Below are 14,702 nucleotides of genomic sequence, written 5' to 3' on the forward strand. Positions count from 1 at the left end.
ATGAATTACAACACCGATATTCAAAAGCTTGAGCCGGGTAACCAGATTCGGCTCTACGAGCTGGACGCTACGCCCCTGGGCGGTTTGCTCTGGCGCTTCCACGGCCACGCCCAAGAAGGCGACATCATTTGGCAGGGGCAACTGTATTCGCCGCTCCAGATCGAGGCCAAGGACTTCGACATCCGTGGGGATGGGCGCCCAGCTTCGCCGACGCTGCAGGTGGACGACGAACTTGGCGGCGTGCGCGGCGCGATCACTGCCCTGTGCTTCCAGTTCCGCGACTTGGCCGGGGCCAGAGTCAAGGTGATCGAGACGTTCCGCCACTTCCTGGATGCCGCCAACTTCCCCGACGGCAACCCAGAAGCCAGCGACCAATCCAAAACCAACCTCTGGTTTATCGAGCAGAAGACCGAGGCGCTACCCAGCATCTCGGTCACGTTCTCGCTGTCGAGCCCTACGGACATGGAAGGCCAGATGTTGCCGGCGCAGCAGATCACCAAGCTCTGCCGGTGGGCCTGCCGTGGCGGTTACCGGCAGGAGGCCTGCGCCTATACCGGTGCGGCGATGTTCGACAAGAAGAACCAGCCCACGGACAACCCCGCGCTGGACCGCTGCGGCGGCTGGTGGAGCAGCTGCAAGCTTCGGGGCAACACCCGCCGTTTTGGCGGATCCATGGGCGCAAGCCTGATAGCAAGTTCGAGGTAGCGATGCGCATCAATCAAAAATTGCAGGACGAGATCCGCGCCCACGCCGAACTTGTTTATCCCGCAGAGGCCTGCGGGGTGGTGATCAAGTCCGCCGCCGGGCGCGAGTACGTGCCCTGTGGCAACCTGGCCACCTCGCCGCGCGAACACTTCCAAATCGATCACAAGGACATGGCCCAGGCGGAAGATCGGGGCGAGGTGCTGGCGATCATCCACAGCCACCCTGACAAGGCGCCGACGCCGAGCATGGCTGACCGCGTCAGTTGCGAGTTGCACGAACTGCCCTGGGGCATTGTCGGCTGGCCTGGTGGTGACTTCGAGTGGTTCAAGCCTTCGGGCTTCCAGGCGCCGCTGCTGGGCCGCGACTTCTCCCATGGCCTGCTGGACTGCTGGGCGGCGTGCCGCGACTGGTACGACCGCGAAGCTGGGTTGCAGCTGCCGAACTTCGAGCGCTCCGACCTTTGGTGGGAGCAGAAAGACGGTCCGAGCCTCTACGAAGACAACTTCGCGGCCACTGGTTTCTACCAGGTCAGCGAAGCACGACGCGGCGACATGCTGGTGTTGCAGATCCCGACGCCTGGCCGGGAGTGCTATTTCCCGAATCATGCCGTGATCTATTTGGGCGATGAGCCGGCGCTCACCAGCGAACCGGCGCCGAAGCTTGGAGGGTCTGGCCCGTTCATTTACCACCACATGCCCGGGCGCCTGGCAGCCCGTGAAATCTACGGCTGGTCGATGGCCAACCGAGTGAAGCTCATTCTCCGGCACAAGGACTACCGCCCATGACCATGCGGACCATCAAGCTCGGCGGCGTGCTGGGCAAGAAGTTCGGCAAACAGTACACCCTGGACGTGCACAGCTTTCGCGATGCCATGGCCGCGCTGTGCATGATGAAGCCAGGTTTCGAGAAATACCTGCGCACCGCCGAAGAGCGCGGCCTTGTATTCGCTGTGTTCGTTGATGAGCGGAATCTTGGCGAGCAGGAGCTTGACCTGGTGGGCCGGTGCGAAGGCGATATCCGAATTCAGCCAATCATTCAGGGCAGTAAGCAGGCGGGCATGTTCCAGACGCTTCTCGGCGTGGTTTTGATCGTGGCCGGCTTGTTCACCGGCGGCACCACCTCGACGCTAGGTATGGGGCTGCTCGCCGCCGGCGCTGCTGTTGGCCTGGGCGGTGTGGTGCAAATGCTGTCACCGACCACCAAGGCCAGCGCCGAGGGCAAGAACGACGACGGTAACAACCCGAGCTACGGCTTCGGCGGTGCGGTCACGACCATCGCCCAGGGCAACCCTTACCCGCTGCTGTACGGCGAGCGAGAGGTTGGTGGCGCTGTCGAGTCGGGCGGGATCTACACCCAAGACAACAACTGATTCAACCAATACAACCAACCCGCTTCGGCGGGCTTTTGCATTCTGGAGGGCGCATGGGCGCAGTAGCAAAGAAGGCGCTCGGCGCAGCACCTCGCAAGCGTAGGCCAGTGATCGGCAGCAAGGGTGGCGAGGCGAAACAGAAGCAGCCCAGTATTGCGTCCAACAGCGTGCCGTCGATCTCTACGGCGCGAATCACCTACCTGTGGAGTTGGGGTCCCATCGTTGGCCCGGTTGATGGTTTGCGTTCGGTCAAGCTGAACGGTACTGCAGTCCAGGCTCCGGACGGCACGATCAATTACCCCAGCGCCAAGTGGCAGTTCCGCAATGGCGAACTGAATCAGGAGCGCCTGGAGGGCATACAGGAATCAAGCAACGAGATCGACGTTAAGAAAGAGTTGGTCTTCGGCACGCCGTGGTTGCACACCATCACCAACTCGATGATCGATGCTGTGCGCATTCGCCTGAGTTGGCCAACGCTTCGCAGCCAGGACGCCTCCGGCAACATCAATGGCGTGCGTATCGATTACGCCGTGGACATCTCCACCGACAACGGACCTTACGTAGAGGTACTGCTATCGGCCGTAGATCGCAAGAACATCACGGAGTATGAGCGTGCGCACCGCCTGGATTTGCCAGCCGGCAACCGGTGGACGATTCGTGTGCGCCGCCTTACCCCGAATGCCAACTCCGACCTGGTCGTTGATCAGATGATCGTTAAGGCAATCGCCGAGGTGGTCGATAGCGATCAGGAATACCCGCTCACGGCCGTCAGCTGCTTGGAGTACGACGCCCAGACCTTTGGCGGTGACATCGCCAAGATCGCTGTGTTGATGCGTGGACGCATCATTCGCGTACCGACCAACTACGACCCAGCCACGCGCACCTACGCAACATCGGGCACCGGTACAAGCAACGGTATTTGGGATGGAACCTTCAAAGAGGCCTACACCAATAACCCGGCGTGGATCTTCTACGACCTGGTACTGCACCCGTATTACGGACTCGGCGACCGCATTGATGCCACGATGGTTGATCGCTGGTCGCTGTATCGCATTGCACAGTACTGCGACCAGATGGTGCCGGACGGGAAGGGCGGCCAGGAGCCGCGCTTCACCTGCAACCTGTACTTTCAGAAGCAGGCCGAGGCCTACGCGGTTCTTCAGGACCTGGCCTCGATCTTCCACGGCCTGGCCTACTGGGATGGCAGTCAGATCGTGGTCAACGCCGATATGCCTGGCGACCCTGTGTACACCTACAACCAAACACAGATCCTGAATAACGGCGCCATCAAGTACGAAGGCACCCGCGCGCGTGATCGCCACACCCTTTACATGGTGTCGTGGGATAACCCGGACCAGGGCTTCGAGACCGACAAGGAGCCGGTTTTTGATGATGAGGCCATGGTCGAGTTGGGTGGCATCGTCCGCGATACCACCGTTGGCGCGATCGGCTGTACCTCTCTCGGTCAGGCGCAGCGCGCCGGGCAGTGGGCGGCATTCACCGAGAAGCTGCAGACACAGGGCGGCGTTTTTCGCGTGGGCCTGGATGGTGACATCCCGAAGCCTGGCCAGGTCATTGCTGTGGCCGATCCTATGCTGGTTGGCCGGAACAATGGTGGCCGGATAGCGGCAGCCGCGGGTCGAGTCGTTACGCTTGATCGCGACACCGTTGTGCCGGTCGGCGCTCGGCTGATGGTCAACCTTCCCAGCGGCAAGTCCGAGGGGCGGGTGGTGAAGTCAGTTGTCGGCCGCAACGTCACGCTGATGGCCGATTACAGCGAGCAACCCCAAGCCGAGTGCGGCTGGGTTCTCGACTATGAAGACCTGAAACTGATGCAGTTTTACGTCCGCAACGTCACGCGTCCAGAGTGGCACCAGTTCCAGCTCGAGGTGATCCAGCACGCCCCGAGCAAATTTCCCGCTATCGACGGCGGCGCGGTGGTGGATATTCGGCCGATCACAGGCATTCCAGTGGGAAGCCAGGACGCACCCGCACGCGTCATGCTCAGCCAGAACGTCGTGATTGAGCAGGGCATTGCTGTGACGGTCATGTCGATCGCGTGGGATGCGGCGCCCGGCGCCGTGGCTTATGACGTCGAATGGAAGTGGGGGGCAAGGGAGTGGATCACCGTACCGCGCACCCCTGAGCAAATGGTCGACGTGCGCGGGATCTACTCCGGTCAGTACATGGCTAGGGTTCGGGCGGTGAGTGCGCTCAACGTTTCGTCTATTCCTACTACGTCTGCGCTGACCAACCTGGAAGGGAAGGTCGGTCTGCCACCGGCGGTGTCGTTCCTGACCACCACAAGCGAACTGTTCGGCATCGGCATTCGCTGGGGTTTCCCTGCTGGCGCCGAGGATACCCAGCGCACCGAGTTGTGGTACGGACAGGCCAATGACGTGTCCGTGGCATCGAAACTGGCAGACCTGGCCTACCCCCAGGCGGATTACAGCATGCAGGCCCTACAGGCAGGCGCGCAGTTCTTCTTTTGGGCGCGCCTGGTCGACCGGACCGGTAACGTTGGCCCGTTCTATCCCGTCGGTAACGGCGTGATGGGGATGGCCAGTGCCGATGCGGCGCCGGTGCTTGAGCTGATCGCGGGGCAAGTCGGCCGCACGGAGCTTGGTCAGGACATCAACGACGAGATCGACAAGATCCCAGGGCTGCAGGCGCAGATTGATGCGCTCGATGGGCTGTCGGCCTATGACCCTGAGTCGGTGTACCTCGAGGGCGACCTGGTGGTCGTCGGCAAGCGGATCTACCAGGCCACGCAATTGGTGCCTGTGGATACCTCGCCGCCGAACGCGGACTACTGGGTGGACGTCGGCCAGGTGTTGGTCACTGCCAATGGCCTGGCGCGTCAGGTCGAGATCAACACCACCAGCATCACCGAGTTGGACGGCGTGGTCACGGCGGCCGCGTCGAGCCTACAGGCTTTGCAGTCGGCCTACAGGGATGACACCGGCGAGGGCGATCTTGCCGATGCGCTTCAGGGCTACAACGCTTCGGCGAGCTTCGCGCAGGAAGTAAAGACACGCGCCTCACAGAACGCGGCCATGGTGCAGCGGCAGACCGAGCTCACCGCTTCGGTGGGTGATGTCGCCGGCACCGTAACCGAGCTCGAAAGCGTGGTAGTCAGCGACCGTGAAGCGACCGCTCAGGCGATCCAGCAGATCGGCGTGAAGATTGACGACAATTCGGCAGACATCCAGACCGTGAGCCAGGCCCAGGCGGACACCGACGGCAAGTTCTCCACGATGTACTCCGTGAAGATGCAGGTCAACGCCGACGGCCAACTGGTCGCTGCCGGGTTTGGCCTGGGTATCGAGCAGGACGAAGAGGGAGTTCTTCGCAGCCAGTTCTTGGTGAGTGCTGACCGTTTCGCGATTGTCAGCACGCTGGCAGGCGGGCAGGCATTCACGCCGTTCACGGTGGATAACGGGCAGGTTTTCATGCGCTCGGCGTTCATACAGGACGGCAGCATCACCATGCTGAAGATCGGCCAGGCTCTGCAATCCGACGATTACGTTGCGGGGGTAAAAGGCTGGCGTCTTGATAAGGCGGGCAACCTGGAGTTCAACGGACCCGCACCTGGTGGTGGGCGCCTGACGATGACCAATCGCGCGATCAAGGTTTATGACGAAAACAACGTTAAGCGCGTACAGCTCGGAGATCTGACGGCATGAGCTTCGGGATGAGAATTTGGGGGCCTACGGGCTTCCTAGAAATGGATGAAAATTCGTTCACCGTTAGGATTGTGTATTCCGCCGTAGTCCAAAAAGCGGCGGGAGAGAGTAGAACAAGATTCATATCCATTCCTGGGATCGCTCCGGCTACGCATTCAGCTGTTTGTTTTCCGGTAGGTGCTTATGACACTACAGCTCAAAACTTTGCATCAATTCAATACATACCGATAGTTGGTAATGGTGGGGTGACTTTGTATTTTGGGCAGCCTGGAACAAACGAAGGTGCGCCACTTGGTATTGGAGCTCAAAGGCTTGTTGTTACGAGGTATCGGTAATGTCTTTCGGTCTAAACTTTGTTAACGGCAGTGATGTCGTTACGCTAGACTCTGAGTTTGCAAGGCTTGTAGTTCTCCATAAAGGAAGTTTTACAAATGGAGGCTCTGGTGCAAGCGTTTCATTTCCGACAGTAATTACTTCATCTGAGCCGCCACTTGTCTTTGTTAGGCCAAGCTCATCATGCACCATGTGTTTCTGTCTGATAAATGGGTCGCCAGGGGCATGGACTGGCTTCTCGTTCAAAGGGCTCGTTGGGCAGGGTTACTCAGGAAGTTACTTCGCTGCTGCGTTTAGGGCTTCGCCGGTTGGAACTTACGGGCTGAGGCTGTGGGATGGGGCGGCAACACTTTTGTTTGATAGTTCTAATCCTTGTGCACAGTTCACCAAGACTATTACGTCATGGGGCTACCTTGGCGCCTCTCAGACCGGTCAGGGGACGCTGCGACTTAGCTGGACAGCCTATACACCTCTTAATACAGGCGAATACATGCTAATCAATAATATCGCGATGGACGTTGCCGGTAGCACCTCACGGCAGGGCAACCAATACGCCGTATGGGAATACGAAAACAATAGATTAGTTATGCAGGTGGTGGGGGTGGATATTCAAACCACCTTATATACGCCTGTTGTCTGGGCCAAACCAATTTCTTAGGGGTATCACATGACCTGGTACAAGACGGGTACTGTCGCGGTTACGCCTGGCAGCAATGCTGTAATCGGCACTGGCACTGCTTTCATTGCGAACTCGCGCGTGGGGGATGGATTTCGCGGTCCCGATGGTGGCTGGTATGAAGTAACCAACATCGCCAGCGACACGGCGCTTTCGATCGCTCCACCTTACGGGGATCCTTCTGCATACGCTCTCGCCCCATTGCAGGGATACGTGAAAGAGTCTGCTGATGCGCTGCGTGCAGCAACTCAGGTGATTGCCAGCGGCGTCACCGATATGCAAGAGCAGGTTGCAGCCGCCACAGAGGCCGCTGAATCTGCTGGACAATCCAAAGCGGTGGCCACCGAGCAAGCAGGCATTGCAACTGCTGCGGCTGAAGCTTCAACCGGCATCAAGGAAGCTGCGCAACTGGCGGCCCAGCAAAGCCAGGGCTCTGCGCAGGCATCTGGCGCGGCAGCCGACCGATCAGAAACGGCCAGGGATTCCATCATCCAATCGGAGCAGGCCGCCGCCGTATCAGCTGCAGCAGCGAAAGATTCGGCAGACCGAGCTGAAGAGGTCACGGAAGGCAAGGCTGCGAGTGGCGATAACAACGACATCACATCGCTGCGCGCACTCACTGCTGACGGATTCGACCGCCTGCGCCAGGGCATCGTGGCGATGGTTGGAGCAACTGCTAGCGCGGTCGGGGTTAAAGGCCTTGTGCCTGCGCCCTCGGTGGCCGATCGGCTGAAGGTGTTGAGCGGGGCAGGGACATGGGTGCCGCTGCCAACAGGTGCAGCATGGGGCGGGATTACGGGGTTGCTGGCAGACCAGACGGACCTGAAGGCGGCCCTTGATGCGAAGGGATCGATAATCACAAAAGAGACCGTGACTGCTGGGCAGGGATGGACAAACGGCGGTCAGGTCAACTTTACGCATACCTCTGGTCAACCTAAAGCTGTGACGATGGAGTTGGTATTTAAGCAAGCAGTAGCAGGAATGGCGGTGGGGCAGATCATGGTTATTAGCTGCGGCGCTTACTATGTGAATTCAACTTATTACGGTTGCGATCTACGCAAACTAACGCCTACCTCTGCCCAGATTCAAATCGGCGCAGCGGGCTTGTATTGCTACGACGCGGCAGGCGCGACATTCGCGGTAACTCCAGCTATGGCCGATTTGCGTCTGAGGGTTCTAGGATGAGTAACGTTATATATGTTCGCCCTAATGGCAGCTTCGTTGGTAACTATGACAGTGAGGCCGCCCCTGACGATGAGGCTGCAGCGCCTTACGATGTATCGGCCCTGATTCTGCTACCTGCGGAAGATTCGCCCGAGTACGCAGATCAGACGTGGCTATTCCCTGGATGGTCTGAAAGCCCGTCCCAAGCAAGCTATCGCGAAGTTGAATGGCGCGAATCAGAAATGCCGAAGGCACAGCAGAACGTGACCGCGATCGAGTACGGCGAGGAAGATATACCAGGCACTGCCCAGCAGTGGCAGAAGTACTGGCTGGCCCTGCGCAAGTGGACTGCTGACAATCCGGACTTCCCCGACAGCAGCAAGCGCCCAGTCGCGCCGAGCTGATCGCTACCCGAACACCGCCACCCGCCATTAGCGGGTATTTTTTTGCCTGGAGAAAGTCATGCCGATCACCGAGCAGCAGTTGCTGCAGATCCTCCCGAACGCCGGCCGCAATGCCGGCGTTTTTGTTCCCGCCCTGAATACGGCCATGAACCGCTACGGGATCGTTGGCACGGCCCGCGCTGCTGCGTTCATCGCCCAAGTCGGTCATGAGTCCGGCCAGTTACGCTATGTGCGTGAGATCTGGGGGCCAACGGCTCAGCAGCTCACGTACGAAGGCCGTGCCGAGCTGGGCAACACCGTCAAGGGCGACGGCTCCAAGTATCGCGGCCGTGGGCTGATCCAGATCACCGGGCGCGCGAACTATGCGGCGTGCGGGGAAGCGCTGGGCCTGAACTTGATCGACAAGCCGGAGCTGCTGGAGCTGCCCCAGCACGCGGCGATGTCGGCGGCTTGGTTCTGGTCCACCAGAGGACTGAACACGCTCGCTGATCAGGTGGAGTTCGCGAAGATCACCAGGCGAATCAATGGAGGGCTCACCGGCCAGACCGATCGCCTGGGGCTGTACGACAAGGCGCTGAAGGTGCTGGCATGACGCCCGGGCAGATCCTGGTTGCGATACTGCTGGCGATGGTGATCAGCGCCGCCGGCACCTGGCAGGTGCAGGAATGGCGCCTCGGAAAGGTACTGGCACAGCAGGGCGCCCAGTTTGAGGCCGACCTGACCTCAATCGGCAATGCCGCGGCGGCTGGGGCTCGCGCCGAGCAGGACAAGCGCTTGGCCACAGAGCAGAAGCTCGCCGCCCAAGACCATCAACACACCAAGGAATTATCCGATGCCCAACGCAGCCAGGCTCTTCTGCGCGATCGCCTTGCCACTGCTGATGTGCGCCTGTCAGTCCTCCTTGCCGAGGATCCAGCCAGTGGCTGCAACGTGCCTTCCGCCCCCGGCGCCGTCGGCGTGGTTCATGGAGCCGCGCGAGCCCAACTTGACCCAGCGCATGCTCAACGAATTATCGGCATCACCGATGCCGGCGACCAAGGACTGATCGCGCTACGGGCGTGCCAGGCGTACGTCAGGGCTGTGTTGCGTTAAGCTAGACCGAATGGATTGAATCGCGCACAAGGAAAGGCTATGGGTCAGGATTTTGTAGGGCTGGGAGTGCTGCTGGTCATCGCCTGGATGGTCGCCATTGCGCTTATCATTTACATAGCGGCCAAGTAGAAGAGCAAAGCCCCGGATTCGCCACACCATCGGAGCTTCTATTCCCACCACCATCCCTCAATGTCGGTGAGCGTGAGCGCACGGTAGCAAATGATTTGATGAAAGCCAATTGCACGAATGAATTGCTGGAAAGCAAAGCCCCGGAGTGCGCGGCTCCAGAGCTTCTATTTTCGCCTCCATCCCTTAATGGCTGACGAACGTGGCTGGGAGATTACCAGCGACTTTCGGATATTTCACTACGACTATAGGAGATTGTAATCGGTCGGCGGGGCGATCAAGGTCTGATCGCGCTCTGAGGATCCCGGGCTTATGATGGCGCACAGAGTCGGCTACGCTGAGTTGGTCGGCCTACAGTGAGAGCCATCAACATCCATCCAAACGGGAAGGACCTTGTGGATAAAAGACTGGCGGGGCTATCGTTCTTGTTGACTCTCTGCTGGGTAATTGCGGTGATTGGCGTTATGTGGCTCTTCAGCTGAACTGTCTGCCTATCACTCAGGAGTCATCAGGACAGCAAGAGTTAGCTTGATGAATTCGTCATTGTAATCAAGTATTTCTAGTGCGCCACGGACGTTTGCTGTTGCTTCGACGCCGCCGTGTCGCTCGACCCATTGCACGAGTTCCATGATGGCGGCTCCTAGGGCGACTTGGTTTTCGTTGAGCTTGGAAAAAAGGGTAGGTAGTAAATCTGAATTAGGCATGGCTGGTACTCACTTGGAGTGAGCAGCGTAGCACTAAGAGTTCTCTGGGAGCTGTGTTCGATCGGCAGGACGCCGGAAGAGGGAGCAATTTGATGTCTAATACTACCTTGACCTACTGCGCATTCATTGGCCAAAACCCTGGCCAAATGACGGTAGAGTTTTAGACAGCGGATCGCTGTAAGCCAAGCTGCTGGCGGCCTACGCACTGCTCCAGCCCATACTGCTGCATCATTGGGGTGTGGGAGGACAGGTCTGAAGTGGTTTTACTCATTGGGTCGTAGGCAAATTCGTTGAAAGGAGTGGGGCAAAGGTGGGGCATTCCGCCCTGCGATTTTGCGATGGGCGCAAGGTTAACACGCGAGGTCTGCCGTTCGCAGTCCACATCACCCCACTTGAAATAGCCCAGGAAATGCATCGAGTTTGCATAAATAATGCAAATTAGCATTTGCCAACCCCAAAATCTCCCGTCACTATCCCCGTTATGCAAAAACGCAACGTTTCTATCGTCTTACGCGAACTGCTGGACCGCGACCGGATCTCCCCCACGGAGCTTCACCGGCGTACCGGCGTGCCTCAATCCACGCTGTCTCGGATCCTCAGCGGCAAGATCGTTGATCCGTCGGACAAGCACATTTCCCGCATCGCCGAGTACTTCCGTGTGAGCACCGATCAACTGCGCGGGCGCGCAGCGGTGGGCGTTTCGCGGGAGGACGGGCGCGACCCGATGCATTCGGAACTCAAGGACATAAGCCTGTGGGACGATGACACGCCCGTCAATGACGACGAGGTGTCGATCCCCTTTCTGCGCGAGGTTGAATTGGCTGCTGGATCAGGAAGATTCGTCATTGAGGAAAGCGAGAAGGCCAGTCTGCGGTTCGGCAAGCGCAGCCTGCGACATAACGGTGTGCAGTTCGACCAGGCCAAGTGCGTGACGGTACGCGGCAACAGCATGTTGCCGGTGCTGCGCGATGGCGCGACAGTCGGGGTGAATGCGGGCAAGAGTGGCATTGGCGACATCGTCGATGGCGACTTGTATGCCATCAACCACAACGGCCAATTGCGGGTGAAACAGCTCTACCGCCTGCCTTCCGGGATTCGCCTACGCAGTTTCAATCGCGATGAACACCCGGATGAAGACTACAGCTTCCAGGATATCCAGGATGAGCAGATCAGCATCTTGGGTCATGTGTTCTGGTGGGGTATGTACGCTCGTTAACCTCCTTCTGTAAGACAAAGCCCGCCAACGAGCGGGTTTTTTTCGCCTGTGAAAAATCACCAAACCCGCTGTCCATAAGGTTGAGAATGCATTCATGCATTTGCTATCTGAAAATAAATGCATTTGTGCATTGACTGTATATGCATACATGCATATTCTCCATCTCAAGCCAGCCAGCCAGGCCTGGTGGAGGCGGCAAGGATGCTGCCAGTCAATACAAGGAAGGCACGCAACACCGGCAAGGACGCCATCCGAGCGATGGCAAGGACGCCAGCAACACCGGCAAGGATGCCGACGCTCTTTAGTTTCACCGCTTAACAAGCAGGCAGCGATGAACCGGCCTTAACGGTTCAGAGGGTTGGCAACTGACCCGGGTGTGCAGCGTAAAGCACCAGAAGCAGTTATCCGGCAGACAGGGATCGTGGTCGGAAAAACATCGAGGAAAGATCCGTACCGCGCCAGTAGCGCCGAAAGATCGACTGAGGACCGTATTACTGAAAAGCCCGGGCAACCGGGCTTTTTGGAATGCCTACCTACCCATGGATTTACCCAAGAGCCGGCCCCGTGCCGGTAGTGCTCAGCCAGGAGGCGTGACATGACAAACGAGCAGCAAGCGTTAGCGGAAATGCCTATCTGGCTGGTGATCGTACTGGCGCTGATTGGCGGTGTATCCGGCGAAATGTGGCGCGCCGACAAGGAGGGCGCCCGTGGTTGGTCACTGATCCGGCGCCTGGCGCTGCGGTCCGGGGCATGCATGGTCTGCGGAGTCTCGGCATTGATGCTGTGCTACGCCGCCGGCATGTCGATCTGGACCGCTGGCGCCATTGGCTGCCTGACGGCCATGGCCGGTGCGGACGTGGCCATCGGCCTTTATGAACGCTGGGCGGCCAAGCGCATCGGGGTCAACGAGACCCCAACCTCTCGCCCGGATCAGCAGTAACCGCTGCAAGGATGCAAGCAGATGACACTTCTCGAAAAACCTTCCCAACTGCCTGTGGCGATTGGAGACGCGCTGAAGCGCGCGTTCCCACAACTACGGGTCGTGATCAGCGTGGAGCGCAATGGCCCGGGCGTTCGCTCCCTTGCCGGGCGCAAGGCGCATGCCTTGTCGGTTTCACTCAGGGCTACGGTCGTCAGTGGCTCGGCGCCCTTTGACGCCTGCGACCTGGCCAGCCGACTGATGGATTTGGCCCTGGATAACCGCTGGGGCCTGCCGCCCGATCAATGTGACCTGCCCACCGCGATTGTCGCGGCACCTTCCGTGCTCACCAGCGCGGAAACGGACTATGACACTTGGATTGTATCCTTCACCCAGAACTTTTACCTCGGACTGTCTCTGCTCAAAGATCCCGCAGGCATGCCGCCGTCTACGGACCTGTATGTAGGTGGGTGTGAGAGGGCGGCGAATGTAACGCCGCTTCCTAATCAATCACACGGAAAAGGTGGTTCAGTAAAAGGAATTTGCAGATGTTGAAAGAATTCAGATGCGGTAACTGCAACCGACTTCTCGCCCGCACGGGTGGGTTTTCAGAGCTCCAGATCAAATGTTCCCGATGTGGGACGCTGAATCATGTGAAGGCCGCGAGCCTTGAGCAATCGCCCATGAGCGCCATACGCCCAATCCAGAGGCCTGAACTTAAATCAGCTCAGTAACGGAGTTTAAAATGGAAAACGCAAACTCGGCGTCTCAAACCTTGCAAGATCTTTGGACTCAAGTACAACCGGTGGATAACACCGGCATGCTTAGGCGCGTGGTTTTTGCGCAAGGCAAGTTTTATGCGGTTGGTGGTAACGGTCTTAACACAACCACTCAGGTCGTCAGCGGAGGCGTAACTGGTACAGCGTGGACCAAGCTTAAGGGCGCCGTCACCTCTGATAGCGGAAAGGTCCTCAACGAGCTGTACTGGAACGGTATTGGGGTATCGCTTCAAGCCCTTTCTCAATCCGGCAATCTGATCTTCGGCGACGCAGCACGCCCTGAAAGGGTTTGGACAGACCTTACGGCAACTGTTCGCGCGTCCGGAGACTTGCAAGGCATTGTGTTTTATCAACCAATTTCCGGTAACAGCTACACCTGGATACTGGTTGGGTCTAACGGTAAAGTCTTTTCCCGTTATAGCGATTGGTCAGGCCTGGTGGAGCGCACTACGACCTTCACTTCTAGCGAGACTGTGTACTGCGTCAACGTCATTGGCAGTTTTGTGTTGGTTGCGGGATCGAATGGGAAGCTGCTTAGCGCAGTGAAGATGGCGACGGAAAATCCGCAAACATTCACGCCCAGAACCAGCACCTTTGGCACTAGCACTATCCTTTCCATGAAGCTTTGCAACGGGAAAATGTTTATCGTTGGTGCGGATGGCAAGATGGCATATTCATCCGATGGGCTTAGCTGGACTGCTGTTGAAGATACCAGTTTCGGTGGAACCATCATCCGCGACATTGCTTACGGTAATGGCAAGTATGTAGCTGTCGGCGACGGCGGCAAGACAGCCGTTTCCGAGGATGGGATCGGTTGGGTTCAGCAAGCCAACACTTTCGCAGGAACCGATATCCGGAGCGTCGCCTACGGCAACGGCAATTTTACAGCTGTTGGTGCAGGCGGCAAGATTGCTTACTGGACTCCATGATCTTCTACCTCCCTGCGTAATAGAGCCCAGCCGTCGCGCTGGGCTTTTTCATTTCTGATTCAGGCTCGCCACAGCCAGGGTGGCCCTTCGGGGGATGCCTGGACGCTGATAAGCCGGTAGTGCAGCGCTACGGAAAAAAACCGGCAGCCCGTGCGCTCTGTTCACACCTGACTTCCAGAGTGGCGCGAGACTGAATTGGCGAGATCGATGCATTGGGGCGTCGACGCTGGGCTGGTCTTTGGCTGACTGCGGGAAAGACCGCGCACCTATTCAGGGCCTCGACATGATCGGGGCCTTTTCGTTTTCGGCTCCACCACACCCATTGCTCCGAGCTGGGAGTGCTGCTGGGGCCGTTCCAATTCAAGTCATGCCCCACGGAGTCGAGCGCATGGAGTATTTACAGCGCCTGCTCGACAAGATCGACAGGTTCGAATTGTTGATTGCGGGCCTCGTTGGGGCGGTGATCGCCAGTTGGTGGCACAAGGACGACCTGGCGAATTGGCGTACCTGGGTGATCTTCTTAATCACTGGGGGCGCGAGTTCGTTGCACCTGGCTGGAATGGTCAGTGCCTATCGCAGTTCTAACACGGACGTTGGTTT

Annotated in this window: 15 protein-coding genes and 1 pseudogene; 15 read left to right on the forward strand and 1 reads right to left on the reverse strand. The window is 58.5% G+C overall.

Going from position 1 to position 14,702, the window contains the following annotated elements:
• The 9 genes from H096_RS16070 (at position 1) to H096_RS16110 (ending at position 9,429) form a co-directional block, all read left to right on the forward strand.
• Positions 1-705, forward strand: coding sequence for a phage minor tail protein L (locus tag H096_RS16070; RefSeq protein ID WP_033899896.1), 705 nt, complete (start codon positions 1-3; stop codon positions 703-705).
• A 2-nt stretch (positions 706-707) separates the two neighbouring features.
• Positions 708-1,490: a C40 family peptidase gene (locus tag H096_RS16075; RefSeq protein WP_033899898.1), complete on the forward strand. Its 783-nt coding sequence runs from the start codon at positions 708-710 to the stop codon at positions 1,488-1,490.
• Positions 1,487-2,074, forward strand: coding sequence for a tail assembly protein (locus H096_RS16080; protein WP_033899900.1), 588 nt, complete (start codon positions 1,487-1,489; stop codon positions 2,072-2,074). The genes H096_RS16075 and H096_RS16080 overlap by 4 nt, the downstream gene beginning before the upstream one ends.
• A gap of 53 nt (positions 2,075-2,127) precedes the next feature.
• A complete protein-coding gene (locus H096_RS16085) occupies positions 2,128-5,760 on the forward strand; it encodes a phage tail protein (RefSeq protein WP_033899902.1) in 3,633 nt (1,210 codons plus the stop codon).
• Between the two features lie 823 nt (positions 5,761-6,583).
• Positions 6,584-6,751 carry a hypothetical protein gene (locus H096_RS34550; protein ID WP_241495511.1) on the forward strand — a complete coding sequence of 56 codons (168 nt, stop codon included), beginning with the start codon at positions 6,584-6,586 and terminating at the stop codon, positions 6,749-6,751.
• 9 nt (positions 6,752-6,760) lie between these two features.
• Positions 6,761-7,954 carry a hypothetical protein gene (locus H096_RS34555; protein ID WP_051422080.1) on the forward strand — a complete coding sequence of 398 codons (1,194 nt, stop codon included), beginning with the start codon at positions 6,761-6,763 and terminating at the stop codon, positions 7,952-7,954.
• 221 nt (positions 7,955-8,175) lie between these two features.
• On the forward strand, positions 8,176-8,337 hold the full coding sequence (locus tag H096_RS34125; protein ID WP_162240119.1) for a hypothetical protein: 162 nt from the start codon (positions 8,176-8,178) through the stop codon (positions 8,335-8,337).
• 58 nt (positions 8,338-8,395) lie between these two features.
• The gene (locus H096_RS16105) at positions 8,396-8,929 is read left to right on the forward strand and encodes a glycoside hydrolase family 19 protein (protein ID WP_033899904.1); all 534 of its coding nucleotides are present in this window, start codon (positions 8,396-8,398) and stop codon (positions 8,927-8,929) included.
• Complete coding sequence (locus tag H096_RS16110; RefSeq protein WP_033899907.1) at positions 8,926-9,429, forward strand: lysis system i-spanin subunit Rz; 504 nt, start codon at positions 8,926-8,928, stop codon at positions 9,427-9,429. The genes H096_RS16105 and H096_RS16110 overlap by 4 nt, the downstream gene beginning before the upstream one ends.
• Before the next feature lie 620 nt (positions 9,430-10,049).
• Here H096_RS16110 and H096_RS16115 read toward each other — a convergent pair.
• Entirely contained in the window at positions 10,050-10,259 is a 210-nt protein-coding gene (locus tag H096_RS16115) for a hypothetical protein (RefSeq protein WP_033899909.1), read from the reverse strand.
• 481 nt (positions 10,260-10,740) lie between these two features.
• On the opposite strand from H096_RS16115, the gene H096_RS16125 reads away from it, so the two are divergent.
• The 6 genes and pseudogenes from H096_RS16125 to H096_RS16145 form a co-directional block, all read left to right on the forward strand.
• Entirely contained in the window at positions 10,741-11,475 is a 735-nt protein-coding gene (locus tag H096_RS16125; protein WP_010212723.1) for an XRE family transcriptional regulator, read from the forward strand.
• A 595-nt stretch (positions 11,476-12,070) separates the two neighbouring features.
• Positions 12,071-12,415, forward strand: a complete 345-nt coding sequence (locus H096_RS16130; RefSeq protein ID WP_016977943.1) for a phage holin family protein — start codon at positions 12,071-12,073, stop codon at positions 12,413-12,415.
• 21 nt (positions 12,416-12,436) lie between these two features.
• Positions 12,437-12,949, forward strand: coding sequence for a hypothetical protein (locus H096_RS16135; RefSeq protein WP_033899914.1), 513 nt, complete (start codon positions 12,437-12,439; stop codon positions 12,947-12,949).
• Positions 12,943-13,128, forward strand: a complete 186-nt coding sequence (locus H096_RS33295) for a Com family DNA-binding transcriptional regulator (protein ID WP_082461604.1) — start codon at positions 12,943-12,945, stop codon at positions 13,126-13,128. The genes H096_RS16135 and H096_RS33295 overlap by 7 nt, the downstream gene beginning before the upstream one ends.
• An 11-nt stretch (positions 13,129-13,139) precedes the next feature.
• Positions 13,140-14,102, forward strand: coding sequence for a hypothetical protein (locus H096_RS16140; RefSeq protein ID WP_033899916.1), 963 nt, complete (start codon positions 13,140-13,142; stop codon positions 14,100-14,102).
• 388 nt (positions 14,103-14,490) lie between these two features.
• Positions 14,491-14,676: pseudogene (locus H096_RS16145) on the forward strand (MFS transporter); the annotation flags it as partial.
• Between the last annotated feature and the right edge of the window lie 26 nt (positions 14,677-14,702).

Source organism: Pseudomonas sp. FH1, assembly GCF_000510895.2.
GTDB classification, from domain to species: domain Bacteria; phylum Pseudomonadota; class Gammaproteobacteria; order Pseudomonadales; family Pseudomonadaceae; genus Aquipseudomonas; species Aquipseudomonas azotoformans_A.

What these genes read in the sequence shown, in the direction of transcription:
- H096_RS33295 (WP_082461604.1), top strand. Translation starts at nt 12,943, where the DNA reads ATGTTGAAAGAATTCAGATGCGGTAACTGCAACCGACTTCTCGCCCGC.
- H096_RS16125 (WP_010212723.1), top strand. Translation starts at nt 10,741, where the DNA reads ATGCAAAAACGCAACGTTTCTATCGTCTTACGCGAACTGCTGGACCGC.
- H096_RS16115 (WP_033899909.1), bottom strand. Translation starts at nt 10,259, where the DNA reads ATGCCTAATTCAGATTTACTACCTACCCTTTTTTCCAAGCTCAACGAA.
- H096_RS16130 (WP_016977943.1), top strand. Translation starts at nt 12,071, where the DNA reads ATGACAAACGAGCAGCAAGCGTTAGCGGAAATGCCTATCTGGCTGGTG.
- H096_RS34555 (WP_051422080.1), top strand. Translation starts at nt 6,761, where the DNA reads ATGACCTGGTACAAGACGGGTACTGTCGCGGTTACGCCTGGCAGCAAT.
- H096_RS16110 (WP_033899907.1), top strand. Translation starts at nt 8,926, where the DNA reads ATGACGCCCGGGCAGATCCTGGTTGCGATACTGCTGGCGATGGTGATC.
- H096_RS16135 (WP_033899914.1), top strand. Translation starts at nt 12,437, where the DNA reads ATGACACTTCTCGAAAAACCTTCCCAACTGCCTGTGGCGATTGGAGAC.
- H096_RS34550 (WP_241495511.1), top strand. Translation starts at nt 6,584, where the DNA reads ATGCTAATCAATAATATCGCGATGGACGTTGCCGGTAGCACCTCACGG.
- H096_RS16080 (WP_033899900.1), top strand. Translation starts at nt 1,487, where the DNA reads ATGACCATGCGGACCATCAAGCTCGGCGGCGTGCTGGGCAAGAAGTTC.
- H096_RS16070 (WP_033899896.1), top strand. Translation starts at nt 1, where the DNA reads ATGAATTACAACACCGATATTCAAAAGCTTGAGCCGGGTAACCAGATT.
- H096_RS16075 (WP_033899898.1), top strand. Translation starts at nt 708, where the DNA reads ATGCGCATCAATCAAAAATTGCAGGACGAGATCCGCGCCCACGCCGAA.
- H096_RS16105 (WP_033899904.1), top strand. Translation starts at nt 8,396, where the DNA reads ATGCCGATCACCGAGCAGCAGTTGCTGCAGATCCTCCCGAACGCCGGC.
- H096_RS16085 (WP_033899902.1), top strand. Translation starts at nt 2,128, where the DNA reads ATGGGCGCAGTAGCAAAGAAGGCGCTCGGCGCAGCACCTCGCAAGCGT.
- H096_RS34125 (WP_162240119.1), top strand. Translation starts at nt 8,176, where the DNA reads ATGCCGAAGGCACAGCAGAACGTGACCGCGATCGAGTACGGCGAGGAA.
- H096_RS16140 (WP_033899916.1), top strand. Translation starts at nt 13,140, where the DNA reads ATGGAAAACGCAAACTCGGCGTCTCAAACCTTGCAAGATCTTTGGACT.